The organism is Ruminococcus sp. (assembly GCF_016283395.1).
Map to the genome: position 1 here is coordinate 74,355 of NZ_JAEEMU010000048.1, position 18,380 is coordinate 92,734.

At 40.5% G+C, this 18,380-nt stretch carries 20 protein-coding genes; 18 read left to right on the plus strand and 2 right to left on the minus strand.

The window, feature by feature from the left end:
* Positions 1–3: 3 nt before the first annotated feature.
* Both QZZ41_RS12350 and QZZ41_RS12355 read right to left on the minus strand, forming a co-directional pair.
* Positions 4–552 (minus strand): glutathione peroxidase, encoded by a 549-nt coding sequence (locus QZZ41_RS12350; protein ID WP_295072593.1) that lies wholly within the window; start codon positions 550–552, stop codon positions 4–6.
* A 19-nt stretch (positions 553–571) separates the two neighbouring features.
* Entirely contained in the window at positions 572–1,021 is a 450-nt protein-coding gene (locus tag QZZ41_RS12355; protein ID WP_295072596.1) for a MarR family winged helix-turn-helix transcriptional regulator, read from the minus strand.
* Between the two features lie 238 nt (positions 1,022–1,259).
* Here QZZ41_RS12355 and QZZ41_RS12360 point away from each other — a divergent pair, with 238 nt between their 5' ends.
* From QZZ41_RS12360 to QZZ41_RS12445, 18 genes are all read left to right on the plus strand, one after another.
* Positions 1,260–1,412, plus strand: coding sequence for a hypothetical protein (locus QZZ41_RS12360; RefSeq protein ID WP_295072599.1), 153 nt, complete (start codon positions 1,260–1,262; stop codon positions 1,410–1,412).
* Positions 1,413–1,886: 474 nt separating this feature from the next.
* Positions 1,887–2,294, plus strand: coding sequence for a VanZ family protein (locus QZZ41_RS12365; RefSeq protein ID WP_295072602.1), 408 nt, complete (start codon positions 1,887–1,889; stop codon positions 2,292–2,294).
* Positions 2,295–2,817: 523 nt separating this feature from the next.
* Complete coding sequence (locus tag QZZ41_RS12370) at positions 2,818–4,020, plus strand: DegT/DnrJ/EryC1/StrS aminotransferase family protein (protein ID WP_295072605.1); 1,203 nt, start codon at positions 2,818–2,820, stop codon at positions 4,018–4,020.
* Positions 4,021–4,022: 2 nt separating this feature from the next.
* Positions 4,023–4,715 carry a sugar transferase gene (locus tag QZZ41_RS12375; protein ID WP_295072608.1) on the plus strand — a complete coding sequence of 231 codons (693 nt, stop codon included), beginning with the start codon at positions 4,023–4,025 and terminating at the stop codon, positions 4,713–4,715.
* Positions 4,716–4,727: 12 nt separating this feature from the next.
* The gene (locus QZZ41_RS12380; protein ID WP_295072610.1) at positions 4,728–5,333 is read left to right on the plus strand and encodes a GNAT family N-acetyltransferase; all 606 of its coding nucleotides are present in this window, start codon (positions 4,728–4,730) and stop codon (positions 5,331–5,333) included.
* 1 nt (position 5,334) lies between these two features.
* Positions 5,335–6,462: a glycosyltransferase family 4 protein gene (locus tag QZZ41_RS12385; RefSeq protein WP_295072613.1), complete on the plus strand. Its 1,128-nt coding sequence runs from the start codon at positions 5,335–5,337 to the stop codon at positions 6,460–6,462.
* 330 nt (positions 6,463–6,792) lie between these two features.
* Positions 6,793–7,638: a hypothetical protein gene (locus QZZ41_RS12390; RefSeq protein WP_295072616.1), complete on the plus strand. Its 846-nt coding sequence runs from the start codon at positions 6,793–6,795 to the stop codon at positions 7,636–7,638.
* A complete protein-coding gene (locus QZZ41_RS12395) occupies positions 7,631–8,569 on the plus strand; it encodes a glycosyltransferase (RefSeq protein WP_295072619.1) in 939 nt (312 codons plus the stop codon). The genes QZZ41_RS12390 and QZZ41_RS12395 overlap by 8 nt, the downstream gene beginning before the upstream one ends.
* On the plus strand, positions 8,566–10,020 hold the full coding sequence (locus QZZ41_RS12400; RefSeq protein WP_295072621.1) for a lipopolysaccharide biosynthesis protein: 1,455 nt from the start codon (positions 8,566–8,568) through the stop codon (positions 10,018–10,020). The genes QZZ41_RS12395 and QZZ41_RS12400 overlap by 4 nt, the downstream gene beginning before the upstream one ends.
* Positions 10,017–11,234: an ATP-grasp domain-containing protein gene (locus QZZ41_RS12405; RefSeq protein ID WP_295072624.1), complete on the plus strand. Its 1,218-nt coding sequence runs from the start codon at positions 10,017–10,019 to the stop codon at positions 11,232–11,234. Before QZZ41_RS12400 ends, QZZ41_RS12405 begins: the two co-directional genes overlap by 4 nt.
* Positions 11,235–11,248: 14 nt before the next feature.
* On the plus strand, positions 11,249–12,193 hold the full coding sequence (locus tag QZZ41_RS12410; RefSeq protein ID WP_295072627.1) for a hypothetical protein: 945 nt from the start codon (positions 11,249–11,251) through the stop codon (positions 12,191–12,193).
* Complete coding sequence (locus QZZ41_RS12415) at positions 12,186–12,716, plus strand: GNAT family protein (protein WP_295072630.1); 531 nt, start codon at positions 12,186–12,188, stop codon at positions 12,714–12,716. Before QZZ41_RS12410 ends, QZZ41_RS12415 begins: the two co-directional genes overlap by 8 nt.
* Positions 12,709–13,830 carry a DegT/DnrJ/EryC1/StrS aminotransferase family protein gene (locus QZZ41_RS12420; RefSeq protein ID WP_295072634.1) on the plus strand — a complete coding sequence of 374 codons (1,122 nt, stop codon included), beginning with the start codon at positions 12,709–12,711 and terminating at the stop codon, positions 13,828–13,830. The genes QZZ41_RS12415 and QZZ41_RS12420 overlap by 8 nt, the downstream gene beginning before the upstream one ends.
* Positions 13,831–13,898: 68 nt before the next feature.
* Entirely contained in the window at positions 13,899–15,446 is a 1,548-nt protein-coding gene (locus tag QZZ41_RS12425; protein ID WP_295072638.1) for a polysaccharide biosynthesis tyrosine autokinase, read from the plus strand.
* 938 nt (positions 15,447–16,384) lie between these two features.
* Positions 16,385–16,639 (plus strand): hypothetical protein, encoded by a 255-nt coding sequence (locus tag QZZ41_RS12430; protein WP_295072641.1) that lies wholly within the window; start codon positions 16,385–16,387, stop codon positions 16,637–16,639.
* Positions 16,640–16,664: 25 nt separating this feature from the next.
* Positions 16,665–17,687: a DUF6017 domain-containing protein gene (locus QZZ41_RS12435; protein WP_295072643.1), complete on the plus strand. Its 1,023-nt coding sequence runs from the start codon at positions 16,665–16,667 to the stop codon at positions 17,685–17,687.
* Between the two features lie 25 nt (positions 17,688–17,712).
* Complete coding sequence (locus QZZ41_RS12440) at positions 17,713–17,940, plus strand: hypothetical protein (protein WP_295072646.1); 228 nt, start codon at positions 17,713–17,715, stop codon at positions 17,938–17,940.
* On the plus strand, positions 17,910–18,374 hold the full coding sequence (locus QZZ41_RS12445; RefSeq protein WP_295072649.1) for an aminotransferase class I/II-fold pyridoxal phosphate-dependent enzyme: 465 nt from the start codon (positions 17,910–17,912) through the stop codon (positions 18,372–18,374). Before QZZ41_RS12440 ends, QZZ41_RS12445 begins: the two co-directional genes overlap by 31 nt.
* The last annotated feature ends 6 nt before the right edge of the window (positions 18,375–18,380 follow it).

The following is an 18,380-nucleotide window of genomic DNA, read 5'->3' on the forward strand; positions in this document are numbered from 1 at the left end:
ATATCACCTCAACAATTCTTCTACTGCTTTTCTTACCTCTTTCATATCAGTTGTAGGCTCAAATCTTGCAATAACCTTGCCTGTCCTGTCTATGAGGAACTTTGTGAAGTTCCACTTGATATACGCTTTATCTCCGAATTTTTTGTTGTTCAGCTCCGTAAACTTACTGAGGGCGGCGTTTTTTATCCCCTTGCCAAAGCCTTCAAATGGCTTCTCCGAAGCAAGATAAGCAAAAAGCGGTTCAGCGTTTTCACCGTTAACATCTATTTTTGCAAACTGTGGGAACTCAGTACCGAATTTAAGCTTGCAGAATGACTGTATCTCATCTGCACTTCCGGGAGCCTGATTTGCGAACTGATTGCAGGGAAAGTCAAGTATCTCAAAGCCTTTATCACGGAGGTCGCGGTACATTGCCTCAAGGGGCTCATAGTGCGGCGTAAATCCGCAGCCTGTGGCTGTATTCACTATCAGCAGCACATTTCCGCTGTAATCGCTGAGTTTTACGTCATTTCCCATGCGGTCTTTCACTGTAAAATCGTACACTGTTTTCATAATTGAGACTCCTTTCATATTATCGAAGATCATCACTGTTTATACCAAGTAATTCATAAAGCAGCGAATAGAGCTGCTTTGCTTTATCGGGAGAGATCTTAACGCACTGCCCTACCTTAAAGGGGATATCCTTTGCCTTTTCTTGCAACGCTTTGCCCTGTTCGGTCAGATATATGAGGACTGCGCGTTCATCGTCCGTACTGTGCTGTTTTTCAATATAACCGAGAGTTTTCATCTTTTTCAGCAGCGGCGAAAGCGTTCCGCTGTCAAGCATGAGCTTTTTGCATATCTCACCGACTGTAATGCCGTCCTTTTCCCAGAGGACCAGCAGGACGATATACTGTGTGTAGGTGAGATCAAGCTCTTTCAGATAAGGAGTGTATGCTCCTGTTACAGCTCTTGCTGCCGCATACAGCGGAAAACAAAGCTGATTTTCAAGTTTCATTGCTTCCTTGTAGTCGTATCCCATTATATCACTCCTTGATTATATGTTGTTTGCAATTATATTGTATCAAATATAATTCTGTTTGTCAAGTACATTTTGAAATTTTTGATATTTAACTATAAAACAATAATTTAATAAAAGAACGGCAAGGAATGACGAAAGATAAAGTCAACTGTCTGCTTTCGTTTGTATTCATATTTGATCGACTTAAATAACATATTATGATATAATATAATAAGAAACAGTTGTCGAGGTGTGACTCATGAAACGAAGAACTACAGAAGAATTACTTGCCGAATCCTTTCTTGAGCTTGCTAAGAAAGAAGAACCCGTTTTCACTGATATTGTTGAGTTTATCAAGTATGATCTCCAGACTTCCAAAGACGGTCTTACTTGGCTGAAAACTCTGGTATAGGAAGCAAGGGACGATTACTCCACATTTGATCTGCTGAAAAATATTATCAGGATGAGGAAGAAGATATGTACTGGGCTGAACAGAGTCTCGAGCTGATCGAAAAGATCGGTCTCCAGAACTGGCTGAACCAGCAGCTTTGATAGCTATGATACCCGACAATGTAAAAAAGTTTTTCAATGAAAATCTTTGGTATATACCGACTTGTGTCGCTGAACCGAATGTCTTTCCCATCGGCTTCAAGCGTGTGTGTGATGACGTAAAACCTGCGATAGGAGCTCTTCTTCTTGAAACCACGCTGGAAAATATAAAGTCAAACGGCTGATTTTTCGCAATATCAAACATATGGTGTGTATTGAGGATCGGACTTGACAATAGCTGCATAAAAATGGTATAATATCATAGAAAAAATGATTTATTAGCAAAGAAATTGCCTTTCGTGAGCAGGGAGGAATACATATAATAAAGAAAACGCTATTGATCTTGCTCAGGCTTTTGTCGATACCCTACGGTTATCTGGTGCTGGTGGTAACGCTGCTGCACAGGCAGCCCACAGGAACTCACAATGTAAAGCCGCCATTCTGGGAGATATCTCAGCTTATCAACGGAAATGAAAAACTCCTTTTTGATATTATAGGGAACATCATGCTGCTTTTTCCATTGGGCATAGCCGTTCCGCTTTGGATAAAAAAGGCTGATAACGTGAAAAAAGTGGCTCTGATAGGGGCTGGTGTGTCATTATTCATTGAAGTCACTCAACTGATAACTACGCGAGGCTATTTTGAGATAGACGATCTGTTCCATAATACACTTGGTGCAGTAATGGGTGCTATGATAGGCTGTCCGCTTGCAAAACGTATATATTCAAAGGAAAACATTAAATAAAAACATAAACAGCTTCCTTTTTATGTGAAATGGAGCTGTTTTTTTGCGGCTTTCCTCAGGTGAAGTGAAAAAGGAAATGTAATTTTTTTATTTATGGGTCTGTTTAGGTATGTTTGATTTGACCATATAGTATAAATTATATATATAACATTTGTTGTAAATTTTATATAATTACGTGTTGGAAAGCCTTGTTTCCCAAGGCTAATTCATATCGCCACAATTATTGGGGCGTGTGTGAACAAATAGCAACTTTTGGAAAAAATATACCTGGCATATTTAATATATTTAATACCAAAATCTTTACTAAATGTGTAAGAATTGGATAATATTACTTTTAGACTTTTTTTCTCTTTACACCCCCTTGACAGGCCGTATATAAATATGATATAATTACAACGAAATTACGAAAAGTAACCTATAGCTTCAATTATACTATTTGTCATATCATTACGCTCCGGAAAAAGTCACACTATAAAATTTTTAACAGATAACATGAATGTTCATTTTTTGGAGGTATATGTTTATGAAAGTTTCTTTTTCACCGCCTGATATCTCTTTGCTTGAAATACAAGAGGTATGCGAGGCTTTAAAATCAGGATGGATCACAACAGGTCCAATGACCAAAAGTTTTGAAAATAATATAGCAGAAATGATCGGTGTAAATAAGGCTTGCTGTCTCAACTCTCAGACTGCCTGTGCGGAAATGGCATTAAGATTGCTTGGGGTAGGAGAGGGCGACGAGGTTATAACTACAGCATATACATATACGGCTACTGCTGCTGTTGTATGTCATGTTGGAGCAAAGCTCGTTCTTGTAGATACAATGCCTAATAGCTTTGAGATCAATTATGATGAGGTCGAAAAAGCTATAACCGATAAAACCAAGGTTATCATACCCGTTGATCTTGGCGGCGTGCCATGTAATTATGCAAGACTTTTTCAGATCGTAGAAAGTAAAAAGTCCTTGTTCAGACCTGCAAACAAAATTCAGGAAGCTATCGGCCGCGTTGTCATCAGTGCTGATGCAGCTCATGCGTTCGGAGCTAAATGGCGCAATATGTATGTCGGCAATATTGCGGATTTCTCAAGCTTTAGCTTCCATGCGGTCAAAAACCTAACAACTGCCGAGGGCGGTGCATTGACATGGCGTCCTATCAACGGTATCAGCGATGAGGAAATATATCATCAGCTTCAGCTTTTTAGTCTGCACGGACAGAGCAAGGATGCTCTTGCAAAGACTAAGCTGGGTGCATGGGAATATGACATCATCGGAACCTGGTATAAATGTAATATGACTGATGTTGCTGCTGCCATCGGACTCAAGCAGCTGGAAAGATATCCGCATATGCTTGAGTACAGACGTCAGATAATCGAGTATTATGATGAAGCTCTCAGTGAACTCGGTGTTGAGACACTTCAGCATTATACCAACGAATACACATCATCAGGTCATCTTTACTTAACAAGAGTGCCGAATATAACAAGTGAAGAAAGAAATGAGATAATCCAGCGTATGGCGGAACAGGGTATTGCAACGAATGTTCATTATAAGCCTCTTCCGATGCATACTGCTTATAAGAAGCTTGGATTTGATATCAATGATTATCCAAACGCTTATGCTCATTTCGCAAACGAGATCACTCTTCCGCTCCATACCTGTCTTACAGGAGAAATGGAAGAGTACGTAATAAACAATTATGTCGATATCGTAAAGGAGTATATCTGATAATGCGCCGCTGGGAGGATCTTCCTGATTTTATGAGAACTGACGAAGTCAGACCTTATTGGGAGATCATGTGGAAAAAGCGCGGACATCTTGCAGTGAAGAGAATGTTTGATATCATCACTGCGGTGATACTTCTTTTATTGGCTGCGATCCCTATGATCATCATCGCTGTGATGATAAAGATCGATTCAAGAGGACCTGTTATGTACCGACAGGAAAGAGTAACTACATACGGAAAGCATTTCAGGATACATAAATTCCGCACTATGATCCAGAATGCAGATCGTGTAGGTACTGCGGTCACAGTAAGCAACGACAACAGGATCACAAGAATGGGTTCTTTACTGCGCGGATTGCGGCTCGATGAACTTCCACAGCTCATAGATGTACTTGAGGGCAATATGAGTTTTGTGGGCACACGTCCTGAAGCGGCAAAATATGTTGAACAGTATCGTCCCGAATTCAATGCTACACTGCTTGTTCCCGCAGGAATAACAAGTGAAGCTTCTATAAGATATAAGGACGAATACAAGCTTTTAAGCGTTTCAGATGACGTTGATAAAACATACGTGGAGCAGGTCCTTCCGGGAAAAATGAAATGGAATCTTAATTCCATCGAACGTTTTTCGTTTTTCCGCGAAATGTTGACCATGCTAAGAACAGTATTGGCTGTTATCGGAAAAGATTATGATTGAGGGGTTTTTCAGATGATTACCATCAGAAATATGACAGCGTCAGAGCATGAAAGCATTCGTGATTTGTCTCGGCTACATACCCGTGCTTTCCCTGAATTCTTCCTCACACAGCTCGGTGTGGGATTTCTGGACGCTCTGTATAAAGGTTACCTCTCCGATGAGAGGTCGGGTATAATAGTTGCCGAAGACAACGGGAAGCTTGTGGGGTTTATAGCTTATTCTTATGATTATCCGAATTTCTATAAAGGACTGATAAAAAATCATCTTTTCAAGTTTGCTTTCTGCTCTATGGGAGCAGCTATAAGGCATCCTTCATTTATCAAGCGTCTTCTTGGAGCTTTCAAGAAAAGTGATTCAGTAGTAAAAGATGAAAAATATGTTGAACTTGCATCTATATGCGTTGATCCCGATATGGGCAAGAAGGGCATAGGTTCTCAGCTCATAGATTACCTTAAAGGTATGGTCGATCTTAATAAGTTCGCATATATCAATCTTGAAACAGATGCTGTAAACAATGACGGTGTAAATCGTTTTTACAGAATGAATGGTTTCAAGCTTGCAAGAAGCTACTTCTCATCTGAGGGAAGAAAAATGAACGAATACAGATTCGAGGGATGATATGTCGGTCAAAATGCTTTATATCCTGAATATTGCGGATAAAGTCAATAATTTCTCGTATTCTGCGATGATGGCTGCACAAAAGCTCGGGATAGAGTTCTCCATAGCAGGAAACTGGAACTATCCCGATGATGCAGCAAGAAAAGCTGATGAAAAAAAATATGGTATAAAGATCTATCAGGTCGATTTTATTCGTGCTCCATACGATCCACGTAACTATAAGGCTTATCGTCAGATAAAAGCCATTATTGAGCGCGAAAAATTCGACCTGATACACTGCAATACGCCAATAGGCGGCATAGTCGGAAGATATGCCGCCAAAAAGTGCGGTGTGAAGAAGGTCATATATCAGGCTCATGGCTTCCATTTTTACAAAGGCGCACCATTTGTGAACCGCACGCTTTTCTATAATATAGAAAAGCATCTGGCCAAATATACAGATGTTCTCGTTACTATAAATAATGAAGACCTTGAAGCAGCTAAGGCTTTCAAGCTGAAAAAAGGCGGAAAGCTGTGTTATGTTCACGGAGTCGGCATTGATCTTTCGGTGTACGATAATGTATCTGAGAACAGAGAGAAAAAACGAGCTGAGCTCGGTCTGGATAATGACGATATCGCGGTTATCTCAGTTGGTGAGCTGAATAAGAATAAAAACAATATCGTAATAGCGCAGGCTATGTCAAAGATCAAAAACAAGCATCTGCATTATTATCTCTGCGGTGTCGGTCAGGAGAAAGAAAATATAAAAAGCTTTGCTTCCGAGCACGGTATCAATGAGAATATCCATTTCCTCGGATACAGAAATGATGTCAAGGAGCTTTTGTCTGCCTGCGATATCTTTGTCATGCCTTCTTTCAGAGAAGGTCTGTCACGTTCACTTATGGAGGCTATGGCGTGTGGGCTTCCATGCGTTGTCTCAAAAATAAGAGGCAACACTGATCTTGTAAGAAAAGGCGGCGGATACCTTTGCGCTCCCGATTCATCTGCGGAGTTTGCAGATGCGCTCGGGAAGTGTCTTTCACAGGACAGAAAAGCTATGGGTGAAGCAAATCTGCTGTCTGTAAAAAGATATGATATCAACATAGTCATAGATGAATGGGAAAAGATCTATAAAGATGTATTATTGTAAGGAATTGGTGTTATGACAAAATCGGATAATGGTGTATCATTTAGCATATCATCAGTTTGCTTTCTGATATATTTTTTATTAAAGCCGTTTTATGTTTTCGATAGTGGTACATTGCAGCCGGGAGATTTCTTCCTGCTGCTGTCCTTTGCCTTTCTGGTATATGAGAAAAAACGCGGTCTTAGAAATGATGATTACGTATTCGGAGCATTCCTCCTGTGTGTTATAACTGTAAACAGTATTTATTTTCTGATATTTCGTTCGAGTTTTTTTGTAAAATCCTGTCTTTATTACGTATTCAATTATATCGTTATACTATGTTTCAGGCATTTTATGTATAACAAACCCTGGCTCAACGCCCTCGGGCTTGTATGTAAAATGAATCTCCTGATACAGCTGGCGATATACCTGCTTCACAAGGGAAGCTACTGGGAAGGTACATACAGATATATGGGAACTTATACCGATCCAAATCAGCTGGGATTTGCTATAATCTCCACATTGTCGATACTTTTCCTTCTCAGGGACAAATGGAAATACCTTTTTGTGCTCGTAGCTGGATTTATTATATTGCAGACATCGTCGAGCGGTATGCTTATCGCACTTCTGATACTGGTATCTCTTGACGGTATGATAATGCTGAAAAGGGCTATGGATAACGGCGGTATAAGCTATACTGTAGTATTCATTACCATACTCGGCATCGGCGGTGTTATCGCACTTATCATGCTGGACATTATCCATATCGACTGGGATCACTTCCGAGTTTCCGATAAGCTCAGCAATAATAATTCAGTGCTTCAGAACTTTATAAATGACCGAGCACTCAATGTGGCTCAGGAACACCCCGAGTACTTCCTTTTCGGATACGGTGAGGGCTTCCAGTTCCCGAGATACGGACACAGCGAAGAGATGCATTCCACATGGATATCACTTTGTTATTATTACGGAGTCCTTCCGTTCTGTGTCCTTCTTGCATGGATATATATGAATGTAAGACGCATCAAGCTCGATATGGTGCCAGTATACTGTGCCATATTCCTTGAAGCATTCACTCTCGTAAATCACCGTCAGGCATCGTTCTGGATGATAATCCTGCTTGCCAATGTCTGCGGTCAGGACGACAGTGCTTATGAATATAATGATGAATTAGAAATTGAGGAGAATAAAAGTGTGTAATTGTTTAGTGACGGTATTTTGTCTCGCTTATAATCATGAGAAATATATCAGAACTACTTTGGAAGGCTTTGTAAAGCAAAAGACTTCATTTAAATTTAAGATCCTTGTACACGATGATTGTTCAACAGACGGAACTCGTGAAATAATCAGGGAATATACAGAAAAATACCCCGATCTGTTTGAAACTATCCTACAGGAGGAAAACAGATATCAGAAGGGGATAGACATCGAAGATGAATATATCTTCCCGAATATCAACAGTAAGTATGTAGCTGTATGTGAGGGCGATGATTACTGGACAGATGAGAACAAGCTCCAGCTTCAGGTCGATTACATGGAAAAGCACCCCGAATGTAGTTTATGTGTTCATAATACAGAGAAGATATTTGAGGACGGCAGATCTACGGGAACGTTTTTCAATACAGCGCAAAAAGATCAAGATTATATTTTTAAGGATATTGTCCTTTCTGAACCTGCGGCGTATTTCCATTTCAGTTCGTTCATGTGGAGAAATGAAACGATGAAGCGGAAAAATCCCGCTTTTTCAATGGATGGCATCGGTGACTATCCTATGGCACTGGAATTTGCTTCCATTGGATATATCCATTACATTCCAAAGGTGATGTCGAGCTACAGACTTAATTCTATTGGTTCCTGGTCAAATAAAATGGATGCCGACAACTCGAAAAAAGTACGTCAGCATGAAAACATTATAAAGGGCTTCAAGAACATAGATGAGTTCACAAAGCATAAGTATTCATCTGTTATAAATAAAGCTATCAACCGTGAAAAAGCAAAGATCATGGTACTTCAGGATAAATATGGTTCACTTTTGAAGTCACCGCGGTGTATCGCTGCTTTATGCAGGACAATGACTCATAAAACAGTCAGAAAGATACATGATAAAGTTCAGGCGGTGCGCGGCAGATGAGCAGTAGAGATACAGTAGTAAAAAACCTGTTCTGGAGACTTGGAGAACGTTTCGGAGCGAAAATGGTACAGTTCATTGTACAGATCGTTCTTGCGAAGATGCTTGCTCCAAAGCTCATGGGAACTATCGGACTCATTCTGGTCTTTATAGAAGTATTACAGATATTCATAGAGAGCGGACTGGGAAACGCGCTCATACAAAAGAAAGATGCTGATGACCTTGACTTTTCAAGCGTTTTCTACTTCAATTGCCTGATATGCGGTCTTGCGTATCTGCTGATGTTTTTCTCAGCACCTTTCATTTCCGATTTCTATAACAAGCCTGAGCTTACACCTATTATAAGAGTAATGAGCCTTGTGCTTGTAGTTTCGGGCATGAAGAACGTTCAGCAGGCATATGTCAGCAGGAACATGATGTTCAAACGCTTCTTCTTTGCAACATTGATAGGTACTATCGTTGCTGCCGTTGTGGGAATAACAATGGCTTATACAGGATTTGGATTATGGGCTATCGTTGCTCAGAACCTGGTCAATGTTACAATAGATACGATGATACTCTGGCTCACGGTAAAATGGCGTCCGAAAAGATGCTTCTCGTTCAAGCGTCTTAAATATCTTTATTCCTACGGCTGGAAGCTCTTTGCTTCATCGCTTATGGAGGTCATATATCTTAAACTCAGAAACCTCATAATAGGTAAGAGATACTCTGACGAAAGCCTTGCCTTTTACACTTACGGTGAGTATTTTCCGCAGTTTATAACGAGTATACTTAATTCCTCGTTAGACAGCGTACTGCTGCCGTCTATGGCAAAAGTACAGGACTCCCGTGAAAGTGTCAAAAACATGACAAGACGTTCCATAAAGATAGGCACTTTCCTGATGATGCCGTTCATGGTAGGTATCATGGTATGTGCAGCACCTGTAGTAAGGATAGTTCTTACAGAGGACTGGCTGCCTGTAGTGCCTTATCTGAGGATACTCTGCATTTCCTACGCTTTCATGCCGATACATACAGCAAATCTCAACGCTATAAAGGCTATCGGCAGAAGCGATACATATCTCAAGCTTGAAATTATAAAGAAGTTTGTTGACTTTGCCTCAATACTCGCTACCATGTTCATATCCGTAAAAGCTATGGTATATGGTGTGCTCGTATCGTCTATCATCAGTCAGGTGATAAACGCATGGCCGAACAAAAAGCTGCTTAATTACAGCTACCTTGAGCAGGTAGTAGATATGATACCGCAGATAGTGGCATCAGCCATTATGGGCGGCGTAATATGTCTTATAAACTTTATAGACATGAATTACATTCTTATGCTGGCAATTCAGGTACCATTAGGTGTCGTAGTGTATATTCTCTGTTCAAAGTTTATGCATATCGACAGCTATGAATATCTTATGGATACTTTAAAAAGTCTGTTAAACCGAAAGAAGGATAAAAAAATATGAAGAAACTTATGATACTGGGCGGTTCAGCGTTTATATTACCGGTTATTGAAAAAGCACATGAGCTTGGATGCTATGTAATTACCTGTGATTATCTTCCCGATAATATAGCACATAAGTATTCTGATGAATACTGCAATGTAAGCGTTATCGACAAGGAAGCTGTTCTTGAAGCAGCAAAGAAACATGAGATAGATGGTATCATCTCATTTGCCTGCGACCCCGGTGTTGCATCTGCTGCTTATGCAGCTGAAAAACTCGGACTTCCATTCCAGGGACCGTATGAATCCGTAAAGATACTCCAGGATAAGGGACTTTTCCGTAAATTCCTTACAGACAACGGATTTAACTGCCCACATTCAAAGAGCTATACCGATAAAAAAGCTCCATTCGATGATATCGACTTCTTTGACTGGCCTGTTATCGTAAAGCCTGTTGACTCAGCAGGAAGCAAGGGCGTTACAAGAGTAGATGATCCTGCAAAGCTTTCAGAAGCTATTGATATCGCACTTGACGCAGGTCATAACGGTCACTTTATTATAGAGGATTTCATTACATTCAAGGGCTTCCACTCAGACGGTGACTTCTTCACTGTAGACGGAAAGATAGTATTCGGACCGTTTGCAGATCAGCTTTTCGACAAGGAAGCAGTAAATCCTTATACTCCTGCTATGCTGATATGGCCATGCACGATGGCTGCTGAATATGACAAGGCACTGCATGAGGACCTTCAGAGACTTATGTATACACTGAATATGAAAACAGGTATATACAATATCGAAGTTTGTGTAGGTGAAAACGGCAAGCCTTATATCATGGAGGTATCTCCTCGCGGAGGCGGCTGCCGAATAGCTGAAATACAGAATATGGCTTACGGCGAGAATGCAGACCTTATCGAGAATGAGATAAGAAAAGCTGTTGGACTTCCTCTTACAAAGATCGAAGAGGGCAAGTGCGACGGACACTGGGTACAGTTTGATCTTCATTCAACTACCGACCGTGACCGTGTACTTAAATCTCTTACCATTGATCCCGAAGTAGAGAAGAAGTATGTTAAGTATTCTATGATCACTGCTAAAGCAGGTGATATAGTAAAGCCTTTTACAGGAGCTAACATGACATTGGGCGATCTTTTCCTCAGATTTGATACCCGTGAGGAGCTTGATGAGACAATGGCTCGTGCAAAAGAATGGGTAAGATACGAATTTGAAGATTGAGCTAAAGCAATTATATGAAAGAAATTGGCGGATACATTGAATTTGAAACTTTCCGTTCAGCTATGTTTTATGATGACGGCATAAAGCTGAACTGCGGAAGAAATGCTTTTGCATATCTTATTGAGAGCAGGAATATCAAAAAAATATGCTTTCCCAAAATGATGTGTGATTCAAATGACAAGGTGCTCAGTGATTATGACCTTGATGTGAGATATTATTCCATAGGGAAAGACCTTAAAATGGAGGATATCACGCTGAATGACGATGAATGGCTGTATGTGGTGAATTACTACGGACAGCTTTCGGATGAGTATATACGCTTACTGAAGCAAAAGTATGATAGGCTCATTATTGATAATGCGCAGGCGTATTTTCAGAGACCTGCTGCGGGCATAGATACTATTTATACCTGCCGCAAGTTTTTCGGAGTATCCGACGGAGCGATATTATATACTGATTCTAAGCTTGACAGGGAGTTTCCTTACGATGAGTCCTACAAAAGGATAAATTTCCTTGTGGGAAGATTTGAGAGAACAGCTTCCGAGTTTTACAGCGAATATGCTGCAAATAATGATGTGTTTTTTGATGAGCCGCTGAAAAGAATGTCAAAGCTCACAGAAAATCTCCTTCATGGTATCGACTATGACTTCATAGAGAAGCGGAGAACAGAAAACTTCGGGTATTACCATGAGGCACTTGCTTCTGTCAATAAGCTGGACCTTAATATCCCAAGCGGTGCATTCATGTATCCGCTTTATATTGAGGACGGTGCAAGAATAAAAGAAAAACTTAGAGATATGAAAATATATACTCCGACATTATGGCCTAATGTTTTGGATATGTGCAATAAACAAGATACTGAATACGATCTTGCCGAAAACATAATTCCATTGCCTTGTGATCAGAGGTATTCATATGATGAGATCAATTATGTTATAGAGGCGATTAAAAATGTTTAAACTTCGCGAATTGGAGAGCAGGGATCTTCCAGAGATAAACTCATGGAGAAATAAACCTGAGCTTATAAGCCATCTTGGTGCACCATTCAGGTATATCAATCTGAGAGTCGATCAGGAATGGTTTGAAAATTATATGAGATCCCGTTCGACAAATGTTAGATGTTCTATTGTTGACGAAATGGACGAGGAATTATACGGCCTTGTCAGCCTTACAAATATAGATCAGTTAAATCAGTCTGCTGTGCTTCATTTAATGATCGGCAGGGTTGAAAATCGCGGCAAAGGTATAGGATCCTTTGCTATAAATGAAATGCTTCATCACGCATTTTATAATCTTAACCTTCACAGGATAGAGCTGGAATGCCTGGAAACAAATACTATTGCATTAAAACTTTATGAGAACTGCGGCTTCAAAAGAGAAGGCATCAAGCGAAAAGCTGTATTTAAACAAGGTGAATACATAAATATGTATGTGTATTCTATACTTAAAGAAGAATATATGGAGTTAAAAGAAAATGGATGAGAAAATTTTAGTTACCAGATCTTCTATGCCTGATTTTGAGGAATACTGCAATGAGATAAAGGGATTCTGGGATAATCACTGGCTTACAAATATGGGCGAAAAGCACGTTCAGCTGCAAAAAGCCCTTGAGGAGCGTTTTGAAGTTCCTCATGTTACTCTTTATACAAACGGACATCTTGCTCTTGAGAACATACTTGCCGCTATGAATCTGCCGAAGCATGGTGAAGTAATAACATCACCATTTACATTTGCTTCGACTACTCATGCTATCGTAAGAAACGGTCTTGAGCCTGTTTTCTGCGATATCAACGATACAGATTATACAATAGATACCGATAAGATCGAAAGACTTATCACTGATAACACCTGTGCTATCGTACCTGTTCATGTTTACGGAAATCTCTGTGATGTGGAAAAGATACAGAAGATAGCTGATAAGTATGATCTCAAGGTAATATACGATGCGGCTCACGCATTCGGCGTAACATATAAAGGCGTAAGTGCTGCCTGCTTCGGAAATGCTTCAATGTTCAGCTTCCACGCTACAAAGGTATTCAATACTATTGAGGGCGGTGCGCTTTGCTACAGCGATGACAGCCTTGTGCAGAAGCTGTACGATATGAAGAACTTCGGCATACACGGACCCGAGGACGTTGCCTATGTAGGCGGAAATGCTAAAATGAACGAGTTCCAGGCTGCTATGGGCATATGCAATCTCAGACATATTGATGATGAGATCGAAAAGAGAAGAAAAGTTACCGAGCATTACAGAAGCAGACTTGAAAACGTAAGCGGAATAATCCTCTGTAAGCCTCAGAAGGACGTAAAGCCGAATTACGGCTATTTTCCTGTAGTATTTGATGAAAAGCTTTTCGGTGCAACAAGAAACGAAGTATTCAAAGCACTTGCTGATAACAATATTAATGCAAGAAAGTATTTCTATCCGATATCAAATACATTTGAGTGCTTCCACGGTAAGTACGATGTAAACGAAACCCCTGTTGCACTGCACATAAGCAAGCGTGTGCTCACACTTCCGCTGTATGCTGATCTCAGTGAAGAGATCGTTGATAAGATATGTGATATAATCCTCAGCTTAAGAAAAGCTGATTGATTATCCGAAAGTAAATAAATTATCTGTTTTTTAGAAAGGCTGAGATCATGAGGAATGACGAAAGAAATTTGATCAATTTTAAAGAGATTTTTTCTCTTATTTTCAGAAAATTATGGCTTATAATCTTATTTGCCATATGTGGTGGTATAATTGCTTTCTGTATATCCAAGTATCTTATCGCACCAAAATACGAATCACATATCAAGCTTTATGTTCAGGGCGATTCGCCAATGATCGCCAACGGAAATTCATCTGGTTCAAGTGAGAACAGAAGCGATGTCAATAACCTGAAACAGCTTACAAATACATATATAGAAGTTCTCAATGATGATCTTGTTATGCAGGAGATCGCAACAAATCTTGTAACAAGATTCGGAGCTGAACCGTTAAGAAAGGTATTCACAGTGGAGAACAACACTATCCCTGCCGATCAGCTTCGTGATACTATATTCGTTGAAAGCGTTCCGGATACTCTTGTTCTTAAAATGCAGGTCATCACAAAAGATCCTGAGGTATCGGTAGCTATATGTAACTACTTTGCATTGTATTCCGACCTTTATCTCCAGAAGGCTATCGGTAACGGCTGTAAAGCACAGTATATGTCATGGGCACAGTATAACGGCACTCCTGTATCGCCTAATAAAATGAAGAATGCAGCTCTCGGTGCTGTTTCGGCAGTTCTTTTGGCTCTGCTTCTTATATTCATTATGGACTTCTTTGACGATTCCGTAAGAGATGTCAATGCTCTCGGCAGCCGATATGATAAGGCGGTTATCGGTGAGGTAGGACGCTTTAAGAGCAAAAGTGCTAAGGGCGATAGAAAAGGCGGACTTGTCAGTCTGTTTGATAAAAATGTTCCGTTTACAGTTATTGAAAACTATAAAGCTATACGTACAAGTATAATTTATTCACTTTCATCTTATGAAAATAAGGTTATATCCGTTTCATCGGCAGAGCCTTTTGAAGGAAAGTCAATCACTGCTGCAAATATAGCTATAACTCTTGCACAGGGCGGAAACAAGGTGCTTCTTATAGATGCTGATCTCCGAAACCCTGTTCAGCATGAGATTTTCCGCATCAGCGAAAAAAGAGGTCTTGCAAATGCTCTGACAGATGTTTCTGATCTTGATAGATGCATTAAGAAAACATTTATGGAGAAGCTTGATATCATTACTGCGGGTGATGCAGTTGCTAACCCGTCTGAGCTTGTTGCATCAGAGAACATGAACAGGATAATTGAAAGACTTGAGGACAAATATGCATATATCATTATTGATACACCTGCTGTAAACTTCTTCACTGATGCTGTTGAGATCGCGAAAAAGGTTTCAGGCATGGTAATGGTAGTAAGATATAATGAGACATCAACTGCTGATATTGATGCAGCAATAAGCAGGATCGAGTTCTTTGAAGCTAATATGTTAGGCTTCATTCTCAATGATGTAAAGACTAATAAAAAGTACAGCAAGTTTATTGCTCCTTCAAGAAGTGTTGCACCGATCAATAAGAGAACAGATGCTCAGAATATGAACAGAAGCAGTTCTTCATCTTCATACAGATCAGGCAGCAGCAATAAAAACAGAAGCATGAGCAGTAATTACAGACCAAAGAGATAATATGCAATAGAAAAGCGGTACACTTTATGTGTACCGCTTATTATATGTCTTATCGCCTTAATAATAAACGCCTCATTTAAAGAGAGGCGTAAAAAATGAATAAAGAATAATGAATAGTGAATAAAGAATAATACAGAAACTCCCTGTTAGCAATAATATGATTTATACGTTATTCACTATTCATTATAAATTAAGCCCGTCACGTTAATGACGGGCATTTTTGTGTTATCTATACGGAATAGCTGACAGTGCCGTGAGCGAAAGCAGAGTAAGCCTTCTGTAAAAAGAAAGCGAGCCATTGCGAGCATCAACGTAGAAGCCCGCGGTGGCTCACCGCTGGTGCCGGTGGCGGGACTTGAACCCGCACGGTATTGCTACCAACGGATTTTGAGTTTTTAACTCAACTTCACACCAAATCACACCAAGTCACTTCAAATCACTTTTCATCACTCGGAAATAAAGCAAAACCGTAGTTTATAGTGTTCGTGTTTTTATAAACCGCGCAAATACGCCATTCCCAAAATGCACCTCAAATGCCCTTTCTCATGAATTTTCGGTAGAAAGCTGGAAGAAAAGCGATTTCGGTAGAAGTAGGTAGCATTGCTGTTGACCGTAACGGATTATTTGAAAAAGGCAAAATTCTCATTTAACTTTCTATTGGATAGTCAACCAAGGTCTACCAAAACGATCAAATCCTCTTGGTAGACAGGATAGAGATCATAGCTTTAGAATAGCAAATAGTGTTCGTTAAGAACGCTGTTTGCTATTTTTTTATGCCCAAATTCAAATAACACTCAGCACTCCTCGATAGGGGTGCATTTTTTATTGCCATTTACTCCGCAAAAATGACAATTATTCAATTTCCTACATTATATCATGGCAAACAGCATGTGTCAAGTTAATTATACAATCTGAACAAAAAAGAGGAGGAATTTTCTATGCCCGAAAATCTGAGGATTGATCCGAATGACAATGACCTTTCCCTTGAAGCAAACGGAGTTCTCTCCAAGATGCTCAATAATCCCGATACGGATTATGTCAAGGCTGTTGACCTCTGTGTCGTCTGTGAGAATGACTCGCTGAGGACTATCAAAAAGGCTCTCGCTGAACTGACCGACAAAGGCTATCTTCTTCGTATCGGCAACACCTACGCCGTCAATAAGGTCAGGATCACGGAAATGAAGCTCGCCTGAGCTGCTGAAACGGAGGAAATGGAATATGTCAAAGAAAACAAGAAAGCCGAAGACAGCGCCTTCATCGGTGTGCCGTGTCAATAAGAATGCCAACTATACCATAATGAGCAACTATCATCTTCGCTCTACGAACCTGAGCCTGAAAGCAATAGGACTTCTCAGCAAGGTTCTTTCTTTGCCGGAGAATTGGGACTACTCTATCGCTGGGTTGACTTCGATCTGCAAGGAGAAAGAGAGTGCGATTAAGTCAGCTCTCGATGAGCTAAAGAAGTGGGGCTATCTCACAGTCACAAAGCTGATGCCTAATCAAACTGAAAGCGGTCGTATTGAATATGTATACGACTTCTATGAGTATTCCGAGAAGGACAAGCCGGGTGCTGACCAGGACGATGATGATACATACGATGAGGACGGAGATGTTTCAACAGTCTCCGTAAAAAAAGGCTCACAAGGGGCAGGAAAACAAGGCATAGAAAATCTACCCCTTGAAATTCTACCTGTAGAAAAACAAGCGATAGAAAATCAAGGGCAATTAAATACTAAAGAGAAAATAAAGAAAAATCAAATACTGAGTGATCAAGTATCTATCAATCAATCCCCCTCCGACAGCGAAAAGCCTGTTGAAAATGTTGAAAGACGGACAGACGGAATGACTGATGAATATATCAGCGAAATGAAAATCTATACCGAAGTGGTGAAGGAGAACATCGACTTTGACTACTTCGCTGAATGGCTCGGTGATGAAGAAGAAGCTGAGGAGATCGTGCAGATGATGGTACGGCAGATATGCTCCAGAAAGAAAACAGAGCGTATTTGCAAAGAGGACTTCCCCAGAGAGGTAGTCAAGTCTTCGATGCTGAAAGTCGATATTGTTGTGCTGCAAAACGCCATCGAGCAGATAAAGCAGATCGACGGCGTTAAGAGAAAAGAACCTTATCTGATCAGCACTCTGTTCAACGAAGCCAACAATAAGCATTACAACGAAAATGCTGAAGAACGATGGGCAGTAGAAGCTGTCAAGAGAGATTTTGGCGGTTACGGTTACTGACCGTTTCTGAAAGGAGGTGGTGGCAATGGGTGCGAAGAAGAAACCAGACAATACTCCTGCGTTTACTGGCAGAGATGTTCCAATCAATGAGATCGCTCAGGGAATCGGAAAAAGTGCCGACTTTATCAAGCGTGGACTGAGAACAGGCGCTCTTGATTTCGGGTATGCCGTAAAAAGCGACAACAGCGACAGGTATGGTTATTACTGCCCTGATAAACTCGTTTGGGAGAAAACAGGTTACCCAAGGCTATAACATCGGTCTCCTCTGACGGCAGAGAGATGAGCCTCAACAAGATGTGGAACCGCCGCCAGTGTACGAAATTCAACGGTGTTCCATATGTGATACAGCGTGCCGCCGAAGCAGTTTTCTCAGACGAAGGAATAAAGGAAGCAAAGGCAATGACCGATGCTTATATGCAGAACGCCCGTATCATTTCCGACACCATGGAGGAGCTCGGCATACGCTATACAGGCGGCATCAACTCTCCGTACATATGGTTTGAATGCCCATTCGGCATGAACAGCTGGGACTTCTTTGACTATCTCCTTGAGAAGGCAGGCGTTGTAGGAACACCCGGTGCAGGCTTCGGCAGCAGCGGCGATAACTGGTTCCGTCTTACAGCCTTCAACAGTAAAGAAAATACCGTCGAAGCCATGGAAAGATTTCGTTCACTGCTAAAGAAATAATTAATT